10 protein-coding genes are annotated in these 15,302 nt (G+C 61.5%); 6 read left to right on the top strand and 4 right to left on the bottom strand.

Features of this window, described 5'->3' with window-relative positions; all coding sequences use genetic code 11:
• Nucleotides 1-83: 83 nt before the first annotated feature.
• The gene (locus ACYP2Q_RS20940) at nucleotides 84-1,223 is read right to left on the bottom strand and encodes a Fic family protein (RefSeq protein ID WP_459732270.1); all 1,140 of its coding nucleotides are present in this window, start codon (nucleotides 1,221-1,223) and stop codon (nucleotides 84-86) included.
• Nucleotides 1,224-1,499: 276 nt separating this feature from the next.
• Here ACYP2Q_RS20940 and ACYP2Q_RS20935 point away from each other — a divergent pair, with 276 nt between their 5' ends.
• Genes ACYP2Q_RS20935 through ACYP2Q_RS20910 form a run of 6 tightly spaced genes read left to right on the top strand, consistent with a single transcriptional unit; the run spans nucleotide 1,500 to nucleotide 11,661 of the window.
• Nucleotides 1,500-2,288, top strand: a complete 789-nt coding sequence (locus ACYP2Q_RS20935) for a YfaP family protein (RefSeq protein ID WP_459732269.1) — start codon at nucleotides 1,500-1,502, stop codon at nucleotides 2,286-2,288.
• A 35-nt stretch (nucleotides 2,289-2,323) separates the two neighbouring features.
• Nucleotides 2,324-4,036 carry a DUF2138 domain-containing protein gene (locus tag ACYP2Q_RS20930; protein WP_459732268.1) on the top strand — a complete coding sequence of 571 codons (1,713 nt, stop codon included), beginning with the start codon at nucleotides 2,324-2,326 and terminating at the stop codon, nucleotides 4,034-4,036.
• The gene (locus ACYP2Q_RS20925; RefSeq protein WP_459732267.1) at nucleotides 4,006-4,671 is read left to right on the top strand and encodes a DUF1175 domain-containing protein; all 666 of its coding nucleotides are present in this window, start codon (nucleotides 4,006-4,008) and stop codon (nucleotides 4,669-4,671) included. Before ACYP2Q_RS20930 ends, ACYP2Q_RS20925 begins: the two co-directional genes overlap by 31 nt.
• Entirely contained in the window at nucleotides 4,668-9,224 is a 4,557-nt protein-coding gene (locus ACYP2Q_RS20920) for an alpha-2-macroglobulin family protein (RefSeq protein ID WP_459732266.1), read from the top strand. The genes ACYP2Q_RS20925 and ACYP2Q_RS20920 overlap by 4 nt, the downstream gene beginning before the upstream one ends.
• 1 nt (nucleotide 9,225) lies before the next feature.
• Nucleotides 9,226-10,845, top strand: coding sequence for a DUF2300 domain-containing protein (locus ACYP2Q_RS20915; protein ID WP_459732265.1), 1,620 nt, complete (start codon nucleotides 9,226-9,228; stop codon nucleotides 10,843-10,845).
• A 3-nt stretch (nucleotides 10,846-10,848) separates the two neighbouring features.
• Nucleotides 10,849-11,661 (top strand): YfaP family protein, encoded by an 813-nt coding sequence (locus ACYP2Q_RS20910; RefSeq protein ID WP_459732264.1) that lies wholly within the window; start codon nucleotides 10,849-10,851, stop codon nucleotides 11,659-11,661.
• A 27-nt stretch (nucleotides 11,662-11,688) separates the two neighbouring features.
• Here ACYP2Q_RS20910 and ACYP2Q_RS20905 read toward each other — a convergent pair whose 3' ends face one another.
• From ACYP2Q_RS20905 to ppa, 3 genes are all read right to left on the bottom strand, one after another.
• Nucleotides 11,689-13,161, bottom strand: coding sequence for a DUF1254 domain-containing protein (locus tag ACYP2Q_RS20905; protein ID WP_459732316.1), 1,473 nt, complete (start codon nucleotides 13,159-13,161; stop codon nucleotides 11,689-11,691).
• A gap of 652 nt (nucleotides 13,162-13,813) precedes the next feature.
• On the bottom strand, nucleotides 13,814-14,560 hold the full coding sequence (locus ACYP2Q_RS20900; RefSeq protein WP_459732263.1) for a S24 family peptidase: 747 nt from the start codon (nucleotides 14,558-14,560) through the stop codon (nucleotides 13,814-13,816).
• Between the two features lie 212 nt (nucleotides 14,561-14,772).
• Nucleotides 14,773-15,300 (bottom strand): inorganic diphosphatase, encoded by a 528-nt coding sequence (gene ppa / locus ACYP2Q_RS20895; RefSeq protein ID WP_003205933.1) that lies wholly within the window; start codon nucleotides 15,298-15,300, stop codon nucleotides 14,773-14,775.
• Between the last annotated feature and the right edge of the window lie 2 nt (nucleotides 15,301-15,302).

The following is a 15,302-nucleotide window of genomic DNA, read 5'->3' as shown; positions in this document are numbered from 1 at the left end:
GTTGACGTTAAACCGGCGCGACACTAGCAGATAGGGGGTTTATGGGCAAATACACTGGCGTCGCAAGCCCCCTGCGGCAGCCCCTACAGCGGGTCAGGATAATTGATCTGATACCGGGTACTGCGTCCGCCACCCGGTAGTCGTATCAGGCAGCCCTTTGCCAGCAGTTCAGTCAAGTGACGGGTCGCGGTCGCTTTGGATACTGTCGCCACTGCTTGATATTGCGCGGCGCTGATCCCGCCCTCGAATCCTCGCTCCCCGCCATCGAGCAAGCGATTGAGCACCTTGGTCTGCCCGGCCGACAGCCCGGATTGCCGGTGAGCCTGCCAGAACCGCGCTTTGCCCAGCACCGACCCGATCCGCGTCATGGCCTGCTGCAAGCTGCGCAACAAGGTCTGGAGAAACCACTCCAGCCATTCAGTGATATCCAGAGTGGCTTTCTGACTGTTTTCCAATGCGCGGTAATAGCCGGAGCGATCTTCCAGGATGCTCGCCGACATGGCGTAGAAACGAATCGCTTGAGCCTCGCCCTGAGCCAGTGCAAGGTCGGTGATGGTTCGAGTCAGGCGGCCATTGCCGTCATCAAAGGGGTGAAGCGTGATGAACCAGAAATGCGCGATCCCGGCCCGCAGTAACGGGTCGAGCCCCGCCTGATTCCGGCTGCTTTCAAACCAGCCCAGGAAGCTGTCGACCTGGCGCTCAAGGCCATGGCGCGGTGGCGCTTCGAAGTGGACGGTCGGCCTGTCGAGGCGACCAGGCACGACTTGCATCGGATCATCGCCACGCAATGCGCCGACCCGGATGCTGCGGCTGGCGAGGTCGGTGTCTTGATCAGGAAACAACCACTCTTGCCACCCAAGCAATCGTTGCAGTGTCAGTGGTTCAGCGAGACGCTGCGTCGCATCGAGCATCAACTGCGCCAGACCTTCGCTGCGCTGGCTGACATGGTTGCCATCAAGTTGCTCCAGCCCCAGCCGTCGCGCCAATGAAGAACGCACCGAGCCTACATTCAACTGCTCACCTTCGATGGCGGAGGAGGTGACGATGTTTTGCAGCAATGCATCCAGTTCACTTTGCGCACTAAGCGAGCCGCCCACGGAACTGGCCATGCCCATCAATCGACCTTGTGCCTGGACGCACTCGCGCAGCAACGGTGCCAGTCGTTCGGCGTTCCAGGTGAAACTCGGCCAACCGGGCTGCTGCCAGATCCAGAAAGGAGCCATGAACTCGTTACTCTTGAAGGTGTGAGCCGATTACAAAGGATATTCGGCTCACATAATGAGCCGAATATGATCTTTATTCGGCTCACCGTCCAGCCATCGGCGTGATTCACAGCGCATTTTCAGCGTTCTCCGATTGTTAGGAACAGCCCCAGCGTCTAACCTTCGCGCCATCTACGACCCGCGAGTAGGGGTCTTTCAGACGAAACGCAGTATCCGTATCTGTAACGTGCCGAGGATCAGGCGCAAGGTTTCGTCATGCATGGCAGGAGGCGTCACATGCGCTCATTTCTTTTGCTGCTGATCGGCTGGGTCAGTGCGTCCGCCCTGGCCGCGCCGAATGCCGAGCTGTCGGAACCGGTGGGCGGCTGGCGCTTCAACGGTTTGCTCGACCGTACGGAAAACTCCCAAGTCGCCTATCCCACGCCACCCATCGACCGTGGTGTGCAGCGCAATCGCACGATGATCCAGGGCCAGCTCAAGGCCATCGGTACGCAGCGCGGGCCCCACACGTTGGCGGTCAACGGCAATCCGTTGAACCTGTACACCGACGATCAGGGTCGTTTTGCCCGGCCATACGCATTCGGCGCCGGTTCCAACAGCGTCGAAGTGCGCAGCGCTGAAGGCCAGTCGCTCAAGCGCGTGCAGTTCTATGAAGCCAATAACCTGCGCACCCCGGCGCGGATTCGCGTGGTGCTGGGCTGGGACGATCCGAAAGCCGAACTCGACCTGCACATCGTGACCCCGGACGGCCAGCACGCGTTCTGGGCACGGCCGGCGATGAGCAATGGCGGCGGCCTGGACCCGGACGGCGTCGACGGCCCGGGTCCGGAAATGTTCACCATGACCGCGCCACTGCATGGCACCTATCTGGTTTACGTCAACTATTGGGGCAACTTCGGTAGCGGCGGCTATAACTTCGATGAGACCAGCAACCAGAACGAGGTCATCACCTCGCAGATCAACCTGGTGCTCAACGAAAACACCGTCGACGAAAAACGCGAAACCTTCATCGTGCCCCTGCGTGCGATCGGTGACCTGCTGCTGGTCAAGACTTTCAACTATTAAGCATCCCGCTCCACGGATGAACTGGGTTTTGTGAAATGAGCGATAGCACTATTTTACCGGCGGCCGAAACACCGAGCGCCAAGCCGTCCCGCCGTTGGCCGGTCATTGTGGCCGGGCTGTGTCTGGTCGCGGGTGTGGCCGCTGGCATGGGCTGGTTGATGCATAAATACAAAGCCCCGGCCCCGCAACTGGCGGCTGAAAAGCTCGGCATGAGCCGCCCCGATGGCCTGCTCGAAACCCATTCCCTGAGCCAGTTGCCCAAGGACCTGCTGGCTGTGCCGTTCCTGAAGGAAACCCTGACCGAAGATTTCGTTTTCTATTACCAGGCCCACGCCGATCGCCTCGGGCTGATCGGCAGCCTGCGGCGGATCATTTACGAACATGACCTGAAGTTGCAGGACACGCTGATCGAGCAACTGTTCGATCAACCGGCGGACGTTGCGTTGTGGCGCGGGGCGGACGGCCGGCTCAAGGATTTTCTGCTGGTGATGGATCGCGGTGGCCTGGCCAAGGTACTGGAGCCGCTGGCCAAAGTGGCGCTGGATGATTCGCAGTTGAGCAAACTTGCGGACGTGAAAGTCGGCAATGACGACGTGGCGCTCTATCAGCTCACCTACAACGCCAGCAAGGCGCTGCTGTTTGCCTCCCACGGCGACAAACTGGTGGTGCTGTCGAATCCGGCCAAGCTCTACGATCCGCAAAGTGGGGCGGAGCAGGAAGCGGGCGGCGTCTCGACCCAGGCCATCGCAGCGCTGCTCAACGGCGACAAACTGTTCCCCGAAGCCTTTGGCCTGCAGCCCCGCGCGCCAGAGGTGAAACAGCGGCTGTCGGTCAATGCCAGCGTGCTGGCCCTGGGGTATCAGCGCTTCATTCCGAACTTCGCCGGGTTGCGCTTCGACATGGACGACAAGGGATGGCACAGCTTCCTCGCCATGGATGAACTGGACAATCAGCCGGACTTCGATTTCAAACCGATCTGGCAAGCCATGCCCATGGGCGCCAGCGCTTGCGTGGCCCTGCCGCTGGCGGCCGAACAACAGCAGCCGCTGCTGCTCAAGCTCGGTGCCGACGAGGCCGCCGCCCAAGCGCTGACCGAGCACATGGCCGGCGCGGCGGGCCTGTGCTGGTACGCCGATTCGCGGCTGTACACGCCGCTGCTGGTGGCTAGCCTCAAGGATGAAGACAGCGCCAGCCTCGATGGCGAACTGGGCAGGCTGTTCGGCTCGATGGTCGGCGCTTATGAGGGCAAGGTTGAGGAACATGCGTTCCCGGTGATCGAGAAACAGGAAGGCCTGAGTCATCAATGGCAGCGCCAGGTCAGTTCCAGCTTCGGTCCATATGCGGCCAAGGATGCATCCGATCCCGATCAGATCACCGGCAAGGCATTCATGAAAGTCAGCCTGGCGCGTCACGGTTCGACACTGCTGTTTTCCCTCGACGACAAGCTTCTGGACAAGGCCCTCGGCACCCTCGACAAACGCTTCCCGCCGATGGCCGACGTGGTGCCCAAGGACCTGCTGATGCCGGTGTATTTCGGCCCGGACTCCATGGCGCAACTGATGCAGCAGGAAACCCTCGACAGCCTGCCGCAGGACATGGAGCCGGTGTTCTACAACGCAGCGCAAACCTACCTGATCCCCAAACTGCGCAAACTCGGCGGTTACGGCAAGTACGCGTTGACCCTGCCCGAAGGCAGCGAGCCCGATGGCCACTGGCAATGGCTGCCGCTGGAGTGGAAAGCGCTGTGACAGCATTGATCCGAAGCCTCGGCCTGTTGGCGTTGCTGCTGGGCAGCCGCGTGTTCGCCATGGAAACGCAAGCGCTCGACCCACAGCAATCCCAGGTATTCCGCGCCTGGTTCGTGCGCATCGCCCAGGAGCAACTGAGCCAGGGCCCGAGCCCGCGCTGGTATCAGCAGGACTGCGCGGGGCTGGTGCGTTTCGCCGCCAACGAAGCGCTGAAAGTCCATGACGATAAATGGCTGCGCAGCAATGGCCTGTCCAATCGCTACCTGCCGCCGGAGTTGCAACTGAGCGATGCCCAGCGCGGCCTCGCCCAGCAGTGGCAGCAGGGCGGCGGCAAGGTCGGGCCATACGTCAACGCGATCAAGCTGATCCAGTTCAACAGCCATCTGGTCGGCCGCGATGTCGCACAGGCACGCCCCGGCGACCTGATGTTTTTCGATCAGGGCGACGACCAGCACCTGATGATCTGGATGGGCCGCTACATCGCCTATCACACCGGCACCACCACCCCCACCGACAACGGCATGCGTTCGGCAAGCCTGCAACAACTCATGACATGGAAGGACACCCGATGGATACCCGATGCAGCCAATCCCAACTTCATCGGCGTCTATCGACTGAATTTTCTCTCCCAATGACCGGTGCCCGCATGCTGCGTTTTCTGTCTCTGTTGTTGGTCTTGGTGCTGCCTTTATCGGTGGCCAACGCCGAAGACACTGTCGAGCCGAGTGGCTACACGCCGGTGGCCGGTGAGAGCTTTTTCCTGCTGGCCGACAGCAGTTTCGCCAGCGACGAACAGGCGATGGTGCGGCTCGAAGCGCCGGGTCGCGACTACCGCCGTTTGCGCATGGAGCCCTATGGCGGCGCCGACATTCGCGTGTATCGCATCGACAAGCCGCTGGACTTCCTCAAGCGTCAGAAGAACCTGCACCGGGTGGTCAGTGACGGCCAGTTCAAGGGCGAAGGCTTGTCGAATACGCTCGCCTACTTGTGGGACAACTGGTACCGCAAATCCCGCCGGGTGATGCAGCGGGCGTTTTCCTACGAGTCGCGTAAACAAGTCACCGAGCAAGTGCCGGAACTGAAAATGGGCAGCGCCATGGCCGCGCCAACGCCCTACGACGCGCAGCCACAATTCGCCCTGATCCCGGGCCTGCCGGTGGTCAGCCAGTTTCGCTATCCGCTGTGGCAAGCCAAACCAATCCAGCCACCTGAAGGCGTCAACCTCGCCGGGTCTTCCAGTGAATTCGTCAGTGTCGCGCCGGGCAACGTCTACATCCCGTTGGGCAACTTGAAACCGGGGCTGTATCTGGTGGAAGCGTTGATCGGCAAGTACCGCGCGACCACCATGGTCTTCGTCTCCAACACCGTGGCCGTGAGCAAGATTGCCGGGGATGAACTGCTGGTGTGGGCCGCGCGCAAGCACGAGGGCAGTTCGGTGCCCGAGGTCAATGTGCTGTGGACCGATGGCCTTGGAGTGATGAGCAGCGGGGCGACCGACGCCGATGGTTTGCTGCGCCTGAAACACGTCAGCCCCGAGCGCTCGTTCGTGATCGGCGAGGATGAAGAGGGCGGGGTTTTCGTTTCGGAAAACTTCTACTACGACAGCGAAATCTACGACACCAAACTCTTTGCCTTCACCGATCGCCCGCTGTATCGGCCAGGGGATTGGGTGTCGCTGAAAATCGTCGGGCGCGAGTTCAAGAATGCCAGGGATTCGGTGCAGCCAGCCGCGGCCGAGGTCAATGTGACGGTGCTCGATGCGACCGGTACGGCACTGCAAAGCCTGGACCTGAAACTCGATTCCAAGGCGGGCACCCAAGGTCGTTTCCAGTTGCCCGACAACGCCGTGGCCGGTGGTTATGAGTTGCGTTTCAACTACAAGGATCAGGCCTATAGCAGCGCCTTCCGCGTGGCTGAATACATCAAGCCACACTTCGAGATTGCCCTGAACCTGGCCAAGCAGGATTACCGCACCGGCGAGCCGGTCAAGGGCAACCTGGTGCTGCTGTATCCGGATGGCAAGCCGGTGGCCAACGCCAAATTGAGCCTGAGCCTGCGCGCCCAACAATTGTCGATGGTCGACAACGAGCTGCAATACCTCGGGCAATTCCCGGTGGAGCTGACCAGCACCGAACTGACCACCGACGCCAAGGGCAACGCCGTCCTCGATCTGCCGGCTGCGGAAAAACCGAGTCGCTACATGCTCACTGTGTTCGCGAGCGACGGCGCGGCGTATCGGGTCAAGACCACCAAGGAAATCCTCATCGATCGTGGCGCGGCGAATTTTCGCTTGAGTGCACCGCAGCGCTTCAGTGCGGTGGGCGACAAGGTTGCGTTCAGCTATGTCAATGAAAGCGAACAAAGTGCAGCGGTCACCCCGAGCAGCTATGGCTGGGTTCGCCTGGAAGACCAGAGCACGGGTAAAGGTAAACTCGCGGTAACCGACAAAGGTTTCACCCTGGCCTTCGAGCGGCCGGGGACTTACAACCTGACGCTCAAGGATGACCACGGCCGCACCCTCGGCGCCACCGGCCATTCCGTCACCGGAGAGGGCGTCAAGGCCGTACCGGGAACCGTGGAAATCGTCCTCGACAAACCCGAGTACAAGGCCGGTGATGAAGCCTTGGCGTTGATCACTTTCCCCGAGCCGATCAGCGATGCGCTGCTGTCGCTGGAGCGCGACAAGGTCGAGGCCACGGCGTTGCTGTCCAAGGGTGGCGCCTGGTTGAAGCTGGAAAAACTCAGCGACACCCAATACCGCGCGCGCATTGCGGTGCAGGACAGCTTCGCGCCGAACCTGACCTTCTCGGTGCTGTACACCAAGGGCGGCCAGTACAGCTTCCAGAACGCCGGGATCAAGGTGATCACGCCGCAGATCGACGTGGCCATCGCCACTGATAAAGAGACCTACCGCCCCGGCGACACGGTGTCGGTGGACCTGACCACGCAGTTCGCCGGAAAGCCGATTCCTGCGCATCTGACGGTCAGTGTGGTCGACGAAATGGTCTATGCCTTGCAGCCGGAAATCGCCCCGAGCATCGACCAGTTCTTCTACCATCCACGCCGCAACAACGTGCGCACCAGCGCCAGTCTGTCGTTCATCAGCTACGACGTCGCGTTGCCAGGCAGCCCCGGCGCTCCGGGCAAGGCCAACCGCAGCGAGCGCGGCGTGAAGGTGCTGGAGCGGCCGCGTCGCGAAGACGTCGACACCGCCGCCTGGCAACCGGAGCTTGTCACCGACGCCAACGGCAAGACCCGGTTCACCTTCAAGATGCCGGACTCGCTGACTCGCTGGCGTATCACCGCCCGGGCGATCGCCGATGACGGCCAGGTCGGGCAGAAGAAGCAGTTCGTGCGCTCGGAGAAACCGCTGTACCTGAAGTGGAGCGGGCCGAACACATTCCGCGCGGGTGACAAACCGGATCTCGGCGTATTTGCTTTCAGCCAGGCGCAAAACCCGGTCAAGGCTGAGCTGGTGATTCATTACGCGGGCAGCGAACAACGGGTGCCTGTCACGCTCAACAGCGGCATCAACTACCTGCCGTTGCCGGCGTTCGAGTGGGTCAATGGCGAGTGGACTGCCGAACTGGTGCAGGACGGCAAAACCGCCGATGCCCTGGCCGTGCGCCTGAGCGTTACCGGCGAAGGCTGGCAAGTCACGCAAAGCCAGCGCCTGGACGTGGCCGGCGCAGAGACGCCGCTGACCTTGCCGGCGGATGCCACGGATATTCGCCTGCGCCTGGATGACAGCCCGCAAGCGCTGTTCCGTGCTGCCCTCGATGACTTGCTGGGCTACCCGTACGGCGGCGTCGAGCAAACCGCCAGTGGCTTGCTGCCGTTGAGCATCGCCTATCCAGCCCTGTCGCCGAACCCGCAGGTTCGCGATCGCCTGCGCCTGATCATGCAGAACAGTCGCCTGCGCCTGGTGCTAATGGCCGGTCCTTCGGCGAGCTTCACCTGGTGGGGCATGGACGGCGAGCCGGATGCGTTTCTCACCGCCTACGCCTATTACGCCGACTGGCACGCCAGCCGGGTGCTGGAACTGAGCCTGCCGCCGGAGCATTGGCAGCGGGTGTTGGAGGTGTACGCGAAACAGGCGAAGAACACGCCGCTGCTGCAACGGGCACTGATCCTGTCGTTCGCCAAGCAGATGCGGTTGCCGGTCAATACCTTGCTCAGCGGATTGATGGAAGACCTCATGCAGGCAGGTGAGGGACGAGCCGCGAACGTCACGGACGTGACGGGCGATAGCCTGGTCATGGGGGATCCGGATTCGGCGTTGGGCCTGGCCGCTGCCCGGGTCTTGACCGCCTCGTTGGCCGGGCAATCGAAGGTCGCTTTGCCGGACGCGTTCAAGCGGCAACTGGCGGACGCGCAGCAGCGCCTGGCCACCAGTTCCGAGCCGTTTGCCGAGGCGCTGGATGCGTCGCTGCAGCCTTTCGATCAGGCCCATGCGCAAGCGTTGTTGCAACGTTTGCTGCCACAGCAGTCCACCCTGGAGCGTGCGCTGGCACTGACCTGGTTGCAACGCAGCATCGAACAAACCGCGCCAGCCGTGGCCCTGAAACCGGGTGACGGCTGGAAGCAGGAGCAGGGCGCCACGGGTGAGGTTTATTGGACATGGCAAGGCGCGCAGGTCCCTGCCGTACTGTCGCTGAGCGGTGCGCAAGAACGTCCACTGAGCGCCGCGTTGAGCTTCCAGAGCCAGCAGCCAGCGGTCGATCCGCTGCCCGTGACCATCACCCGTCGCCTGTCGCGACTGGTGCCGGGAGATGAAGCGTTTACCTTCAAGCTGCAGCCGGTCGGCAATGCGCCGCTATCCAGCGACAGCCTGTACCTCGACGAAGTGATCCTGACCAGCAAAGCCGCCAGCCCCCTGCGCTATGGCTTGCTCGAAGTGCCGCTGCCACCGGGCGCGGATGTCGAACGCACGACTTGGGGCATCAAGCTCATGGGCAAGGCCGGGACTGAACCGACGGCGCTGGAGAAGGCCCGTTTCGAGCCGGGACAAATGGCCTACGCCGTGCCGGTGGATGCCTTGAGCGGCGAACTGCGCCTGCGTCACCTGGTGCGTTTCTCGCAAAAAGGCCAGTTCAACCTGCCGCCGGCGCGCTTCACCCAGGTCTACGCGCCGCAGCATCAGGCCCGGGAGCAGAAACCGGCGCTGGGTCAGGTGACGGTTCACTGACATGTATCGGCCTTGGGTCTGGTTGCTGCTGAGTCTGATTCCCGCGCTGGCCACCGCGCAGGAGGAACCGCTGCGGCTGGCCTTCAAGGACCAACTGCTGACGTTGAGCCACACGCAGCTGCTGTCGCGCGAACCCTTGTCCGACAGTCTGCAGGCACCCCTGGGCAGTGTCTGGAAGCTGTTTGTGTACGCCTGGCTGGTGGATACCGGCGCGCGTGAGCCGGCGTATGAGTGTCGCGGCCAGTCGAAAGAGGAAGTTTATTGCTGCGCTGTTGGTGGCAAGGTCGAGCGGGATCAGGCGTTGGTGAAGTCTTGCGGGCTGTATTTCGAGCCGGCGCGACTGGCGCTCGACCCTGGCGCCTGGCGTGAATATTGGCAGGAACGACAGGCGCCCGAATGGCTGCTGGACTTGCCTTCACTGCAGCCCGCCACCCGGGTATCGGTGGTTGAATTGTTGCGCGCGCTGGCGCTGATGCCAGCGCAGGACCAGGCACGTCGCGTGTTGCTGGATGTGGTGCTGAACGCGGCGGATGGCAACGTCGTGGGCGAGCTCGGTAGCCGCTTGCGGGTAAAGACCTGGAGCTGGCTGGGGGATCACGATGCTGCCTCGCGTCAGGGTGGTTTCGCCGGTTGGACGTCGGATGGCACGCCGATCTGGGCAGGGGGACGCGGAACCAGCCAGCGGGTCCTGCGCGATTATGCTCAGGCGCTATCGGCGGTGGTGCCGACGTCCTGGCCGGCGGAAGCGGGGCAGTGTGTCGAGGTCGATTTGTTCTCGCGCTATCCACTTCAACGGGTTTTGTCTGGTGATGGTGTGGTGTCCTCCGCCCAGTTGCAGGGCGACTACCGCGTCGAGTTCGTCAATGGCAACCAACTGGATATCCACAGTGACGGCGAACTGTTTTTACTCAAGGACAAGCTGGTCGCCCGACTGGATCGCGAAGAGTATGTCGCCCGAGTTCTCCAGCGTGAGGCCAGTGCCGAACCCGCGGAAGCCGCCAAGGCCCTGACCGTGGCCATCCGCACTTACCTGCTGCAAAACGCCACGCGTAACGGTGATTGCCTGAGCATCGACGACAGCAGCCAACGCCAACGGGTTGCCCCACGCCCGGCCACCGCACAGACGCGCGCCATCGCCGCCTGGACCAGCGACCTGGTGCTCGCCGGCAGCACGGTGACTTACCACTCCACCCAGCCGGGCCTGGACAAATTGTCCTGGCAACAAGCCGTGGAACAAGCCAACGCCGGCCAGCGTTACGACGCCATCCTGCTCCACGCCTACCCACGCGCCAGCCTCAGCCGCTGGGACAACCCGGTTGCCTCCTGCGAAGCGCTGCCCGCGGCGCAAGACTGGCTGCAAAAGCAGCGCCGCAGCTGGCGCCCCCGTCTGGAAGGTGAAGCCGGCTACAACGAAGTCAGCACCTTCGCCGTATGCCGCCTGGCGTTCGGCCGTCCCTTCGTCGACCGCGAACGCCAGCGTATATACGTGCGCGGCGTGCGCTCGCTGCAAGACCGCCTCGACCTGACCCACGAATACCTGCACCTGGCCTTCGAAGCGCACCCCAACGGCCAGGATGAAACCTACATCGAAGGGCTCGCCCGTCACCTCTTGCTGGAATAGACCATGAACCATCGTTATCCACAGGTCTTGCTGCTGCTCTGCGCGTTCGCCATGCTATCGCCGGCAACCGCCACCGACAGCGTCAAACTCGACACCCCTTCAGGTGGCTGGCGAACCGGCGCCGCCGAAGGTGAAGGCGAGAGTTTTCGCCAGGTCGTCAACTACCCGGCCTCGTCGGTGAACACCCCGGCAGGCCAGGCCAACACCGCGCGCATCGCCGGCCAGATCAAAGCCGCGCCGAAGAACGGCGAACCCGGACGGCTGATCGTCAACGGCGTCAGCATGCCCCTGAAAATCGACCCGGCAGGTGGCTTCGATCGACCGTTCTCCTTCCCCAACGGCAGCAACAGCGTCGAAGTCCGCAGCCCAGACGGCCAGCAACGCCACCGGACACAATTCCTCAACGCCAGTGGCGGAGCAACCCCAGCCAAACTGCGCGTGCTGCTGGCCTGGGACAGCGACGGCACCGACCTCGACCTGCACCTGATCACCCCGGACGGCGCCCACATCTGGTACGGCGACCGCGTCGTGGCCAATGGCGCCGCACTCGATGTCGACGTCACCACCGGCTACGGCCCGGAAATCTTCGCCATGCCTGCGCCGATCAAGGGGCAGTACCTGGTGTATGTGAACTACTTTGGCGGAGGGTATCGCAGCGATGAAGAGGGGCAGGAGGATGCGGTGCAACCGCTGACGACGGCGCAGGTGACGGTGATTACCGAGGAGGGGACGCCCAGCGAGAAAATGGAGACGTTCCTGGTGCCGATGCGGGCGGTGGGGGAGTTGACGCTGGTGAAAAGCTTCAGCTATCCGTGAGTCAGGCTCGCCCCACCGCTCTTTGCATTACTTCGCGACCACCAGCGGGGGTGGCTGCCAGCTGCCGTTGCCAGCTGGAAGAATTGAAGGCGGAGTGGTCTTCGGCCAGTAGAGGCGCATCACCATATAGACCGTATCGTCAGGCGCCGGCAACCAGTTGGCCTCCTTCGCTTTGCCCGGCGAATCCTTCTGGATGTACAGGGTCAGCGAACCATCCGCGTTCTTTTTCATGCCCGACAGCATCGGTGAATTGATCAGGTAGCGGTTGATCGGGTTCTTGATCAGCAACTGGCTCTTGCCGTCGTACAGGGTCACCGACCAGAAGGCATTAACCGGTGGCAGTTTGCCGGCGGGGAAGGTGAGCGTGTAGTTGTGTTTGCTGGTATCCAGCGTCTGGCCAGTGCCGTCGGTGCGCGTGTAGGGGTACATCGCCTCGGCGGCGTCATTGCCGTACAAGCCACCCTTTGCAGCGCCGGCCCGTTTCAGCCAGTCGGTCTGGTAGAACGCCTGGTCACCGAAGAACGCGCCGATGTTCCAGCCGTTGATATTCTTCATGCCGCCAGAGAGAAACTTGTCGACCTTTTCGTCGCCGGCCTTCATCCCGAGCAGGACCGCGGCCTTGTGCTCGAGCGAGAGGTCCTTGAATTCAAAGTTCCGGCCGGGACCTACCCCGATGCTGGCCAGCCTGGCCCGGATCGCCTTGTCGTCAGCCGATGCTGGCACATACTGCATCGCGGCCGACAGGTACTCGAAGAAGTTGGCCTTGATGCCTTCCGTGGTAGCCGGTACGAAAGAAATCTTCGGCGCAGCGGGTGGCGCGGGTTGATGGAGGAAGGCGGACAACGGCTGGATCTTGTAGCCTGCTTGCACCTTCTCGACATTTGGCATATCGGCCGGATTGAACAGCTGGGTCCGAATCAGTGTCAGGCCGAAAGGGGTCGTGGAGGTGAACACCTTGTCGATGCCTGGAGGTGTCGTGCCCTTCCAGTCGGGGCCTGCAACCAAATAGCTCCCGGGCGCACTGGCAGTTGCCCGACTGCCGATGTAGCCATAGTTATAGGTGTTGCCGTCGATCAGTTGAATCGAGTAATAGCGCTGTTTGGAGACTGCCGGCACCGTGATCACCAACGGCTCCGCGCGCAGGTCGGCCCAGAGTATCGAGTACGGGGTGTCGCTGTTCGGCGTAATGACAGCGGTATCTGCAGGCGTCGCGACCCGATGCTCGTTGTGCAGTTGATTGAAGGGAGCCTTGAACTGACTTGAATTGGGGTCCACCGCGAACTCGTTCATCACGGCGTAGTTCATGACCAGCGGCAAGCCGTAGATAAAGCCTTCCTCGGCGATCGCCTTGGTCTGCTCAAGACTCGGCGCGGCCACGCCCTTAACCACATCCGCCTTGTCTGCCTGCGCAATCGGATCGTTCTTGCTCGCGCACCCCGCGAAAAGCGTTGAACCCGCTACGACAACTGCCGCAGCCATCGTCCAGCCCCTGTATGACATCCTGTTCATTTTCACCTCGTTAGTTTTGAGCAACTGCAGGTTATGGGCAGTCGCAAAAAAAACCGGGAATCAGGTCCGCGGACAGCATGCAGACATCAGAAATGCATCTTGCATTTTCGGACAGCCAGCGAGAGGTATAGCTCGGATTTTCGGGCAGTGCATACGAGGGGGTGATATCTCGCCAGGCGAGCCAGGACGGCTTCCACTCAAAAGCCCGGAGGGCGTTACCCCAAGTTTCTTCAGGCAGGTATGTTTTTTGGCGGGCATTAAAAAGCCGGCTTGTGGCCGGCTTCTCGGGGACTGGCTTGGTTCATTTTTGGTAAACCGCGCCAGCCTTCAAAACGTACACCCGGATCTTGCGTCCGGCTGTGGGACTTGGCGAGAAAGTCATCTGCCTTGTCGGTGCGATCAGGGCCGCTTGGCGGGGTGATGCGCAAATGTGGGGCGCAGCATACTGATTTTTTTGCAGAATTCCCAGCCTGGTGTGTGAGGTTGGGGTTCCTGGGTGTTCGGGTTGGGTGGTCTGGTGGTTGATCACTGGAGCGGCCAGAACCTTTTGTAGGAGCGAGCATGCTCGCGATGGACCCGAGAACGCTGCGAGGTGCCAGGCTTCCTGCGTAATCGTTGACGTCCATCGCGAGCATGCTCGCTCCTACAGGAACGGTAGCGGTGGCCGTCGTTTGTTGAGTGTCGACCACCAGAACACCCAGCCCAGTACCCGGATGTTCTGTTCTTCGATTTGCGCGGGGCGAAAGATTTCATCGGGGTAATCGGCGCGGTTATGGCTGCGCAAGCGCAGGGCATTGCCCGGCATTCGGTGCAGGTATTTGATGCGCAGCATGCCGTCGTGTTCGATGGCGTAGATCTGGCCATCGACAATCTGGGTCAGCCCGCGGTCGATCGCCAGGGTAGAGCCGTCATCGATTTTCTCGGCCATGCTGTTGCCGATCATGGTGGCACAGATGGCATCGGCGTGATTGATTTCCAGGGAGTCGAGGTGGCTGCGGGGCAGGCTCAGGCATTGTGCGCGGTCTTCGATGACGTGGGTCTTTTTGGAGCCGGGGGCTGTAATCACTTCCTTGTAGAAGGGCAATTCGATGTCGGTGGGCTCGAGCACCGTATAGACACCACGGATCGCCTGGGCGTCGAAGGTATTGCCGGTGTCGTCGACCAGGCGCAGGTGCCTGGCATCTTTCGAGCCGTCGCCGGTTTTCAGCCAGTCGCTGTTGACCGAGAGTTTTCGGGCGACTTCTTCCATGCAATGGGCGGGCACGCCGCGGGTGTACCAGTTGTGTACATTTTGCGGAGCCGTATCCAGGAATTCGGCGAATCCTGTCGTCGTGATGTTCGCTGCTTCAAGGAGCGCTTTAAACCGTGGGCCGCTAGTGTTTTTTTTCATGAACGGGAGTCTACTGGCGCCGGTCAGGGCTTTGAATAAACGGCTCGTTCAAATTTCGCGGGAAATTTACGACTGGATGTGAGACGCGTTGGGTGAAAAATAAACAGGAAAACCCGAAAAAGCCGCGCATTAAACAAATCGTTTAATCAGCCATAGGCGCGCAGAAAAAACCCCGGATCAACCGGGGTTCTTCTTGAAGCCTGCAGTTGCTCTTAACCTTTGTAGGCAGCAACCGACTTGGTGATCGCTTCGCGGGCGGCGTCTGCGCCGGCCCAGCCTTCGATCTTGACCCATTTGCCTTTTTCGAGATCTTTGTAGTTCGCGAAGAAGTGCTCGATCTGCTGGATCAGCAGCGGCGGCAGGTCGGTGTATTCCTTCACGTCGACGTACAGCTGGGACAGCTTGTCGTGTGGAACCGCGATCACTTTGGCATCGCCGCCGCCATCGTCGGTCATGTTCAGGATGCCGACTGGACGCGCGCGGATCACCGAGCCTGGAGCAACCGGGTAAGGAGTTACCACCAGCACGTCGAGGGGATCACCGTCGTCCGCCAGGGTGTTCGGGATGTAACCGTAGTTGGCCGGGTAGAACATTGGGGTGGCCATGAAACGGTCAACGAACAGGCAATCGCTGTCTTTGTCGATTTCGTATTTGATCGGCGCGTGGTTGGCCGGAATCTCGATCGCGACGTAGATGTCGTTCGGCAGGTCTTTGCCAGCCGGAATCTTGCTGTAGCTCATTG

This window comes from Pseudomonas sp. MHK4 (assembly GCF_054600775.1).
This window is presented reverse-complemented; position numbering and strand designations above follow the sequence as displayed.

Bases quoted from the DNA above. Each gene is read 5' to 3' on its own strand.
- ACYP2Q_RS20925 (WP_459732267.1), top strand. From the start codon at position 4,006: ATGGCTGCCGCTGGAGTGGAAAGCGCTGTGACAGCATTGATCCGAAGC.
- ACYP2Q_RS20900 (WP_459732263.1), bottom strand. From the start codon at position 14,560: ATGAAAAAAAACACTAGCGGCCCACGGTTTAAAGCGCTCCTTGAAGCA.
- ACYP2Q_RS20940 (WP_459732270.1), bottom strand. From the start codon at position 1,223: ATGGCTCCTTTCTGGATCTGGCAGCAGCCCGGTTGGCCGAGTTTCACC.
- ACYP2Q_RS20905 (WP_459732316.1), bottom strand. From the start codon at position 13,161: ATGTCATACAGGGGCTGGACGATGGCTGCGGCAGTTGTCGTAGCGGGT.
- ACYP2Q_RS20915 (WP_459732265.1), top strand. From the start codon at position 9,226: ATGTATCGGCCTTGGGTCTGGTTGCTGCTGAGTCTGATTCCCGCGCTG.
- ppa (WP_003205933.1), bottom strand. From the start codon at position 15,300: ATGAGCTACAGCAAGATTCCGGCTGGCAAAGACCTGCCGAACGACATC.
- ACYP2Q_RS20920 (WP_459732266.1), top strand. From the start codon at position 4,668: ATGACCGGTGCCCGCATGCTGCGTTTTCTGTCTCTGTTGTTGGTCTTG.
- ACYP2Q_RS20935 (WP_459732269.1), top strand. From the start codon at position 1,500: ATGCGCTCATTTCTTTTGCTGCTGATCGGCTGGGTCAGTGCGTCCGCC.
- ACYP2Q_RS20930 (WP_459732268.1), top strand. From the start codon at position 2,324: ATGAGCGATAGCACTATTTTACCGGCGGCCGAAACACCGAGCGCCAAG.
- ACYP2Q_RS20910 (WP_459732264.1), top strand. From the start codon at position 10,849: ATGAACCATCGTTATCCACAGGTCTTGCTGCTGCTCTGCGCGTTCGCC.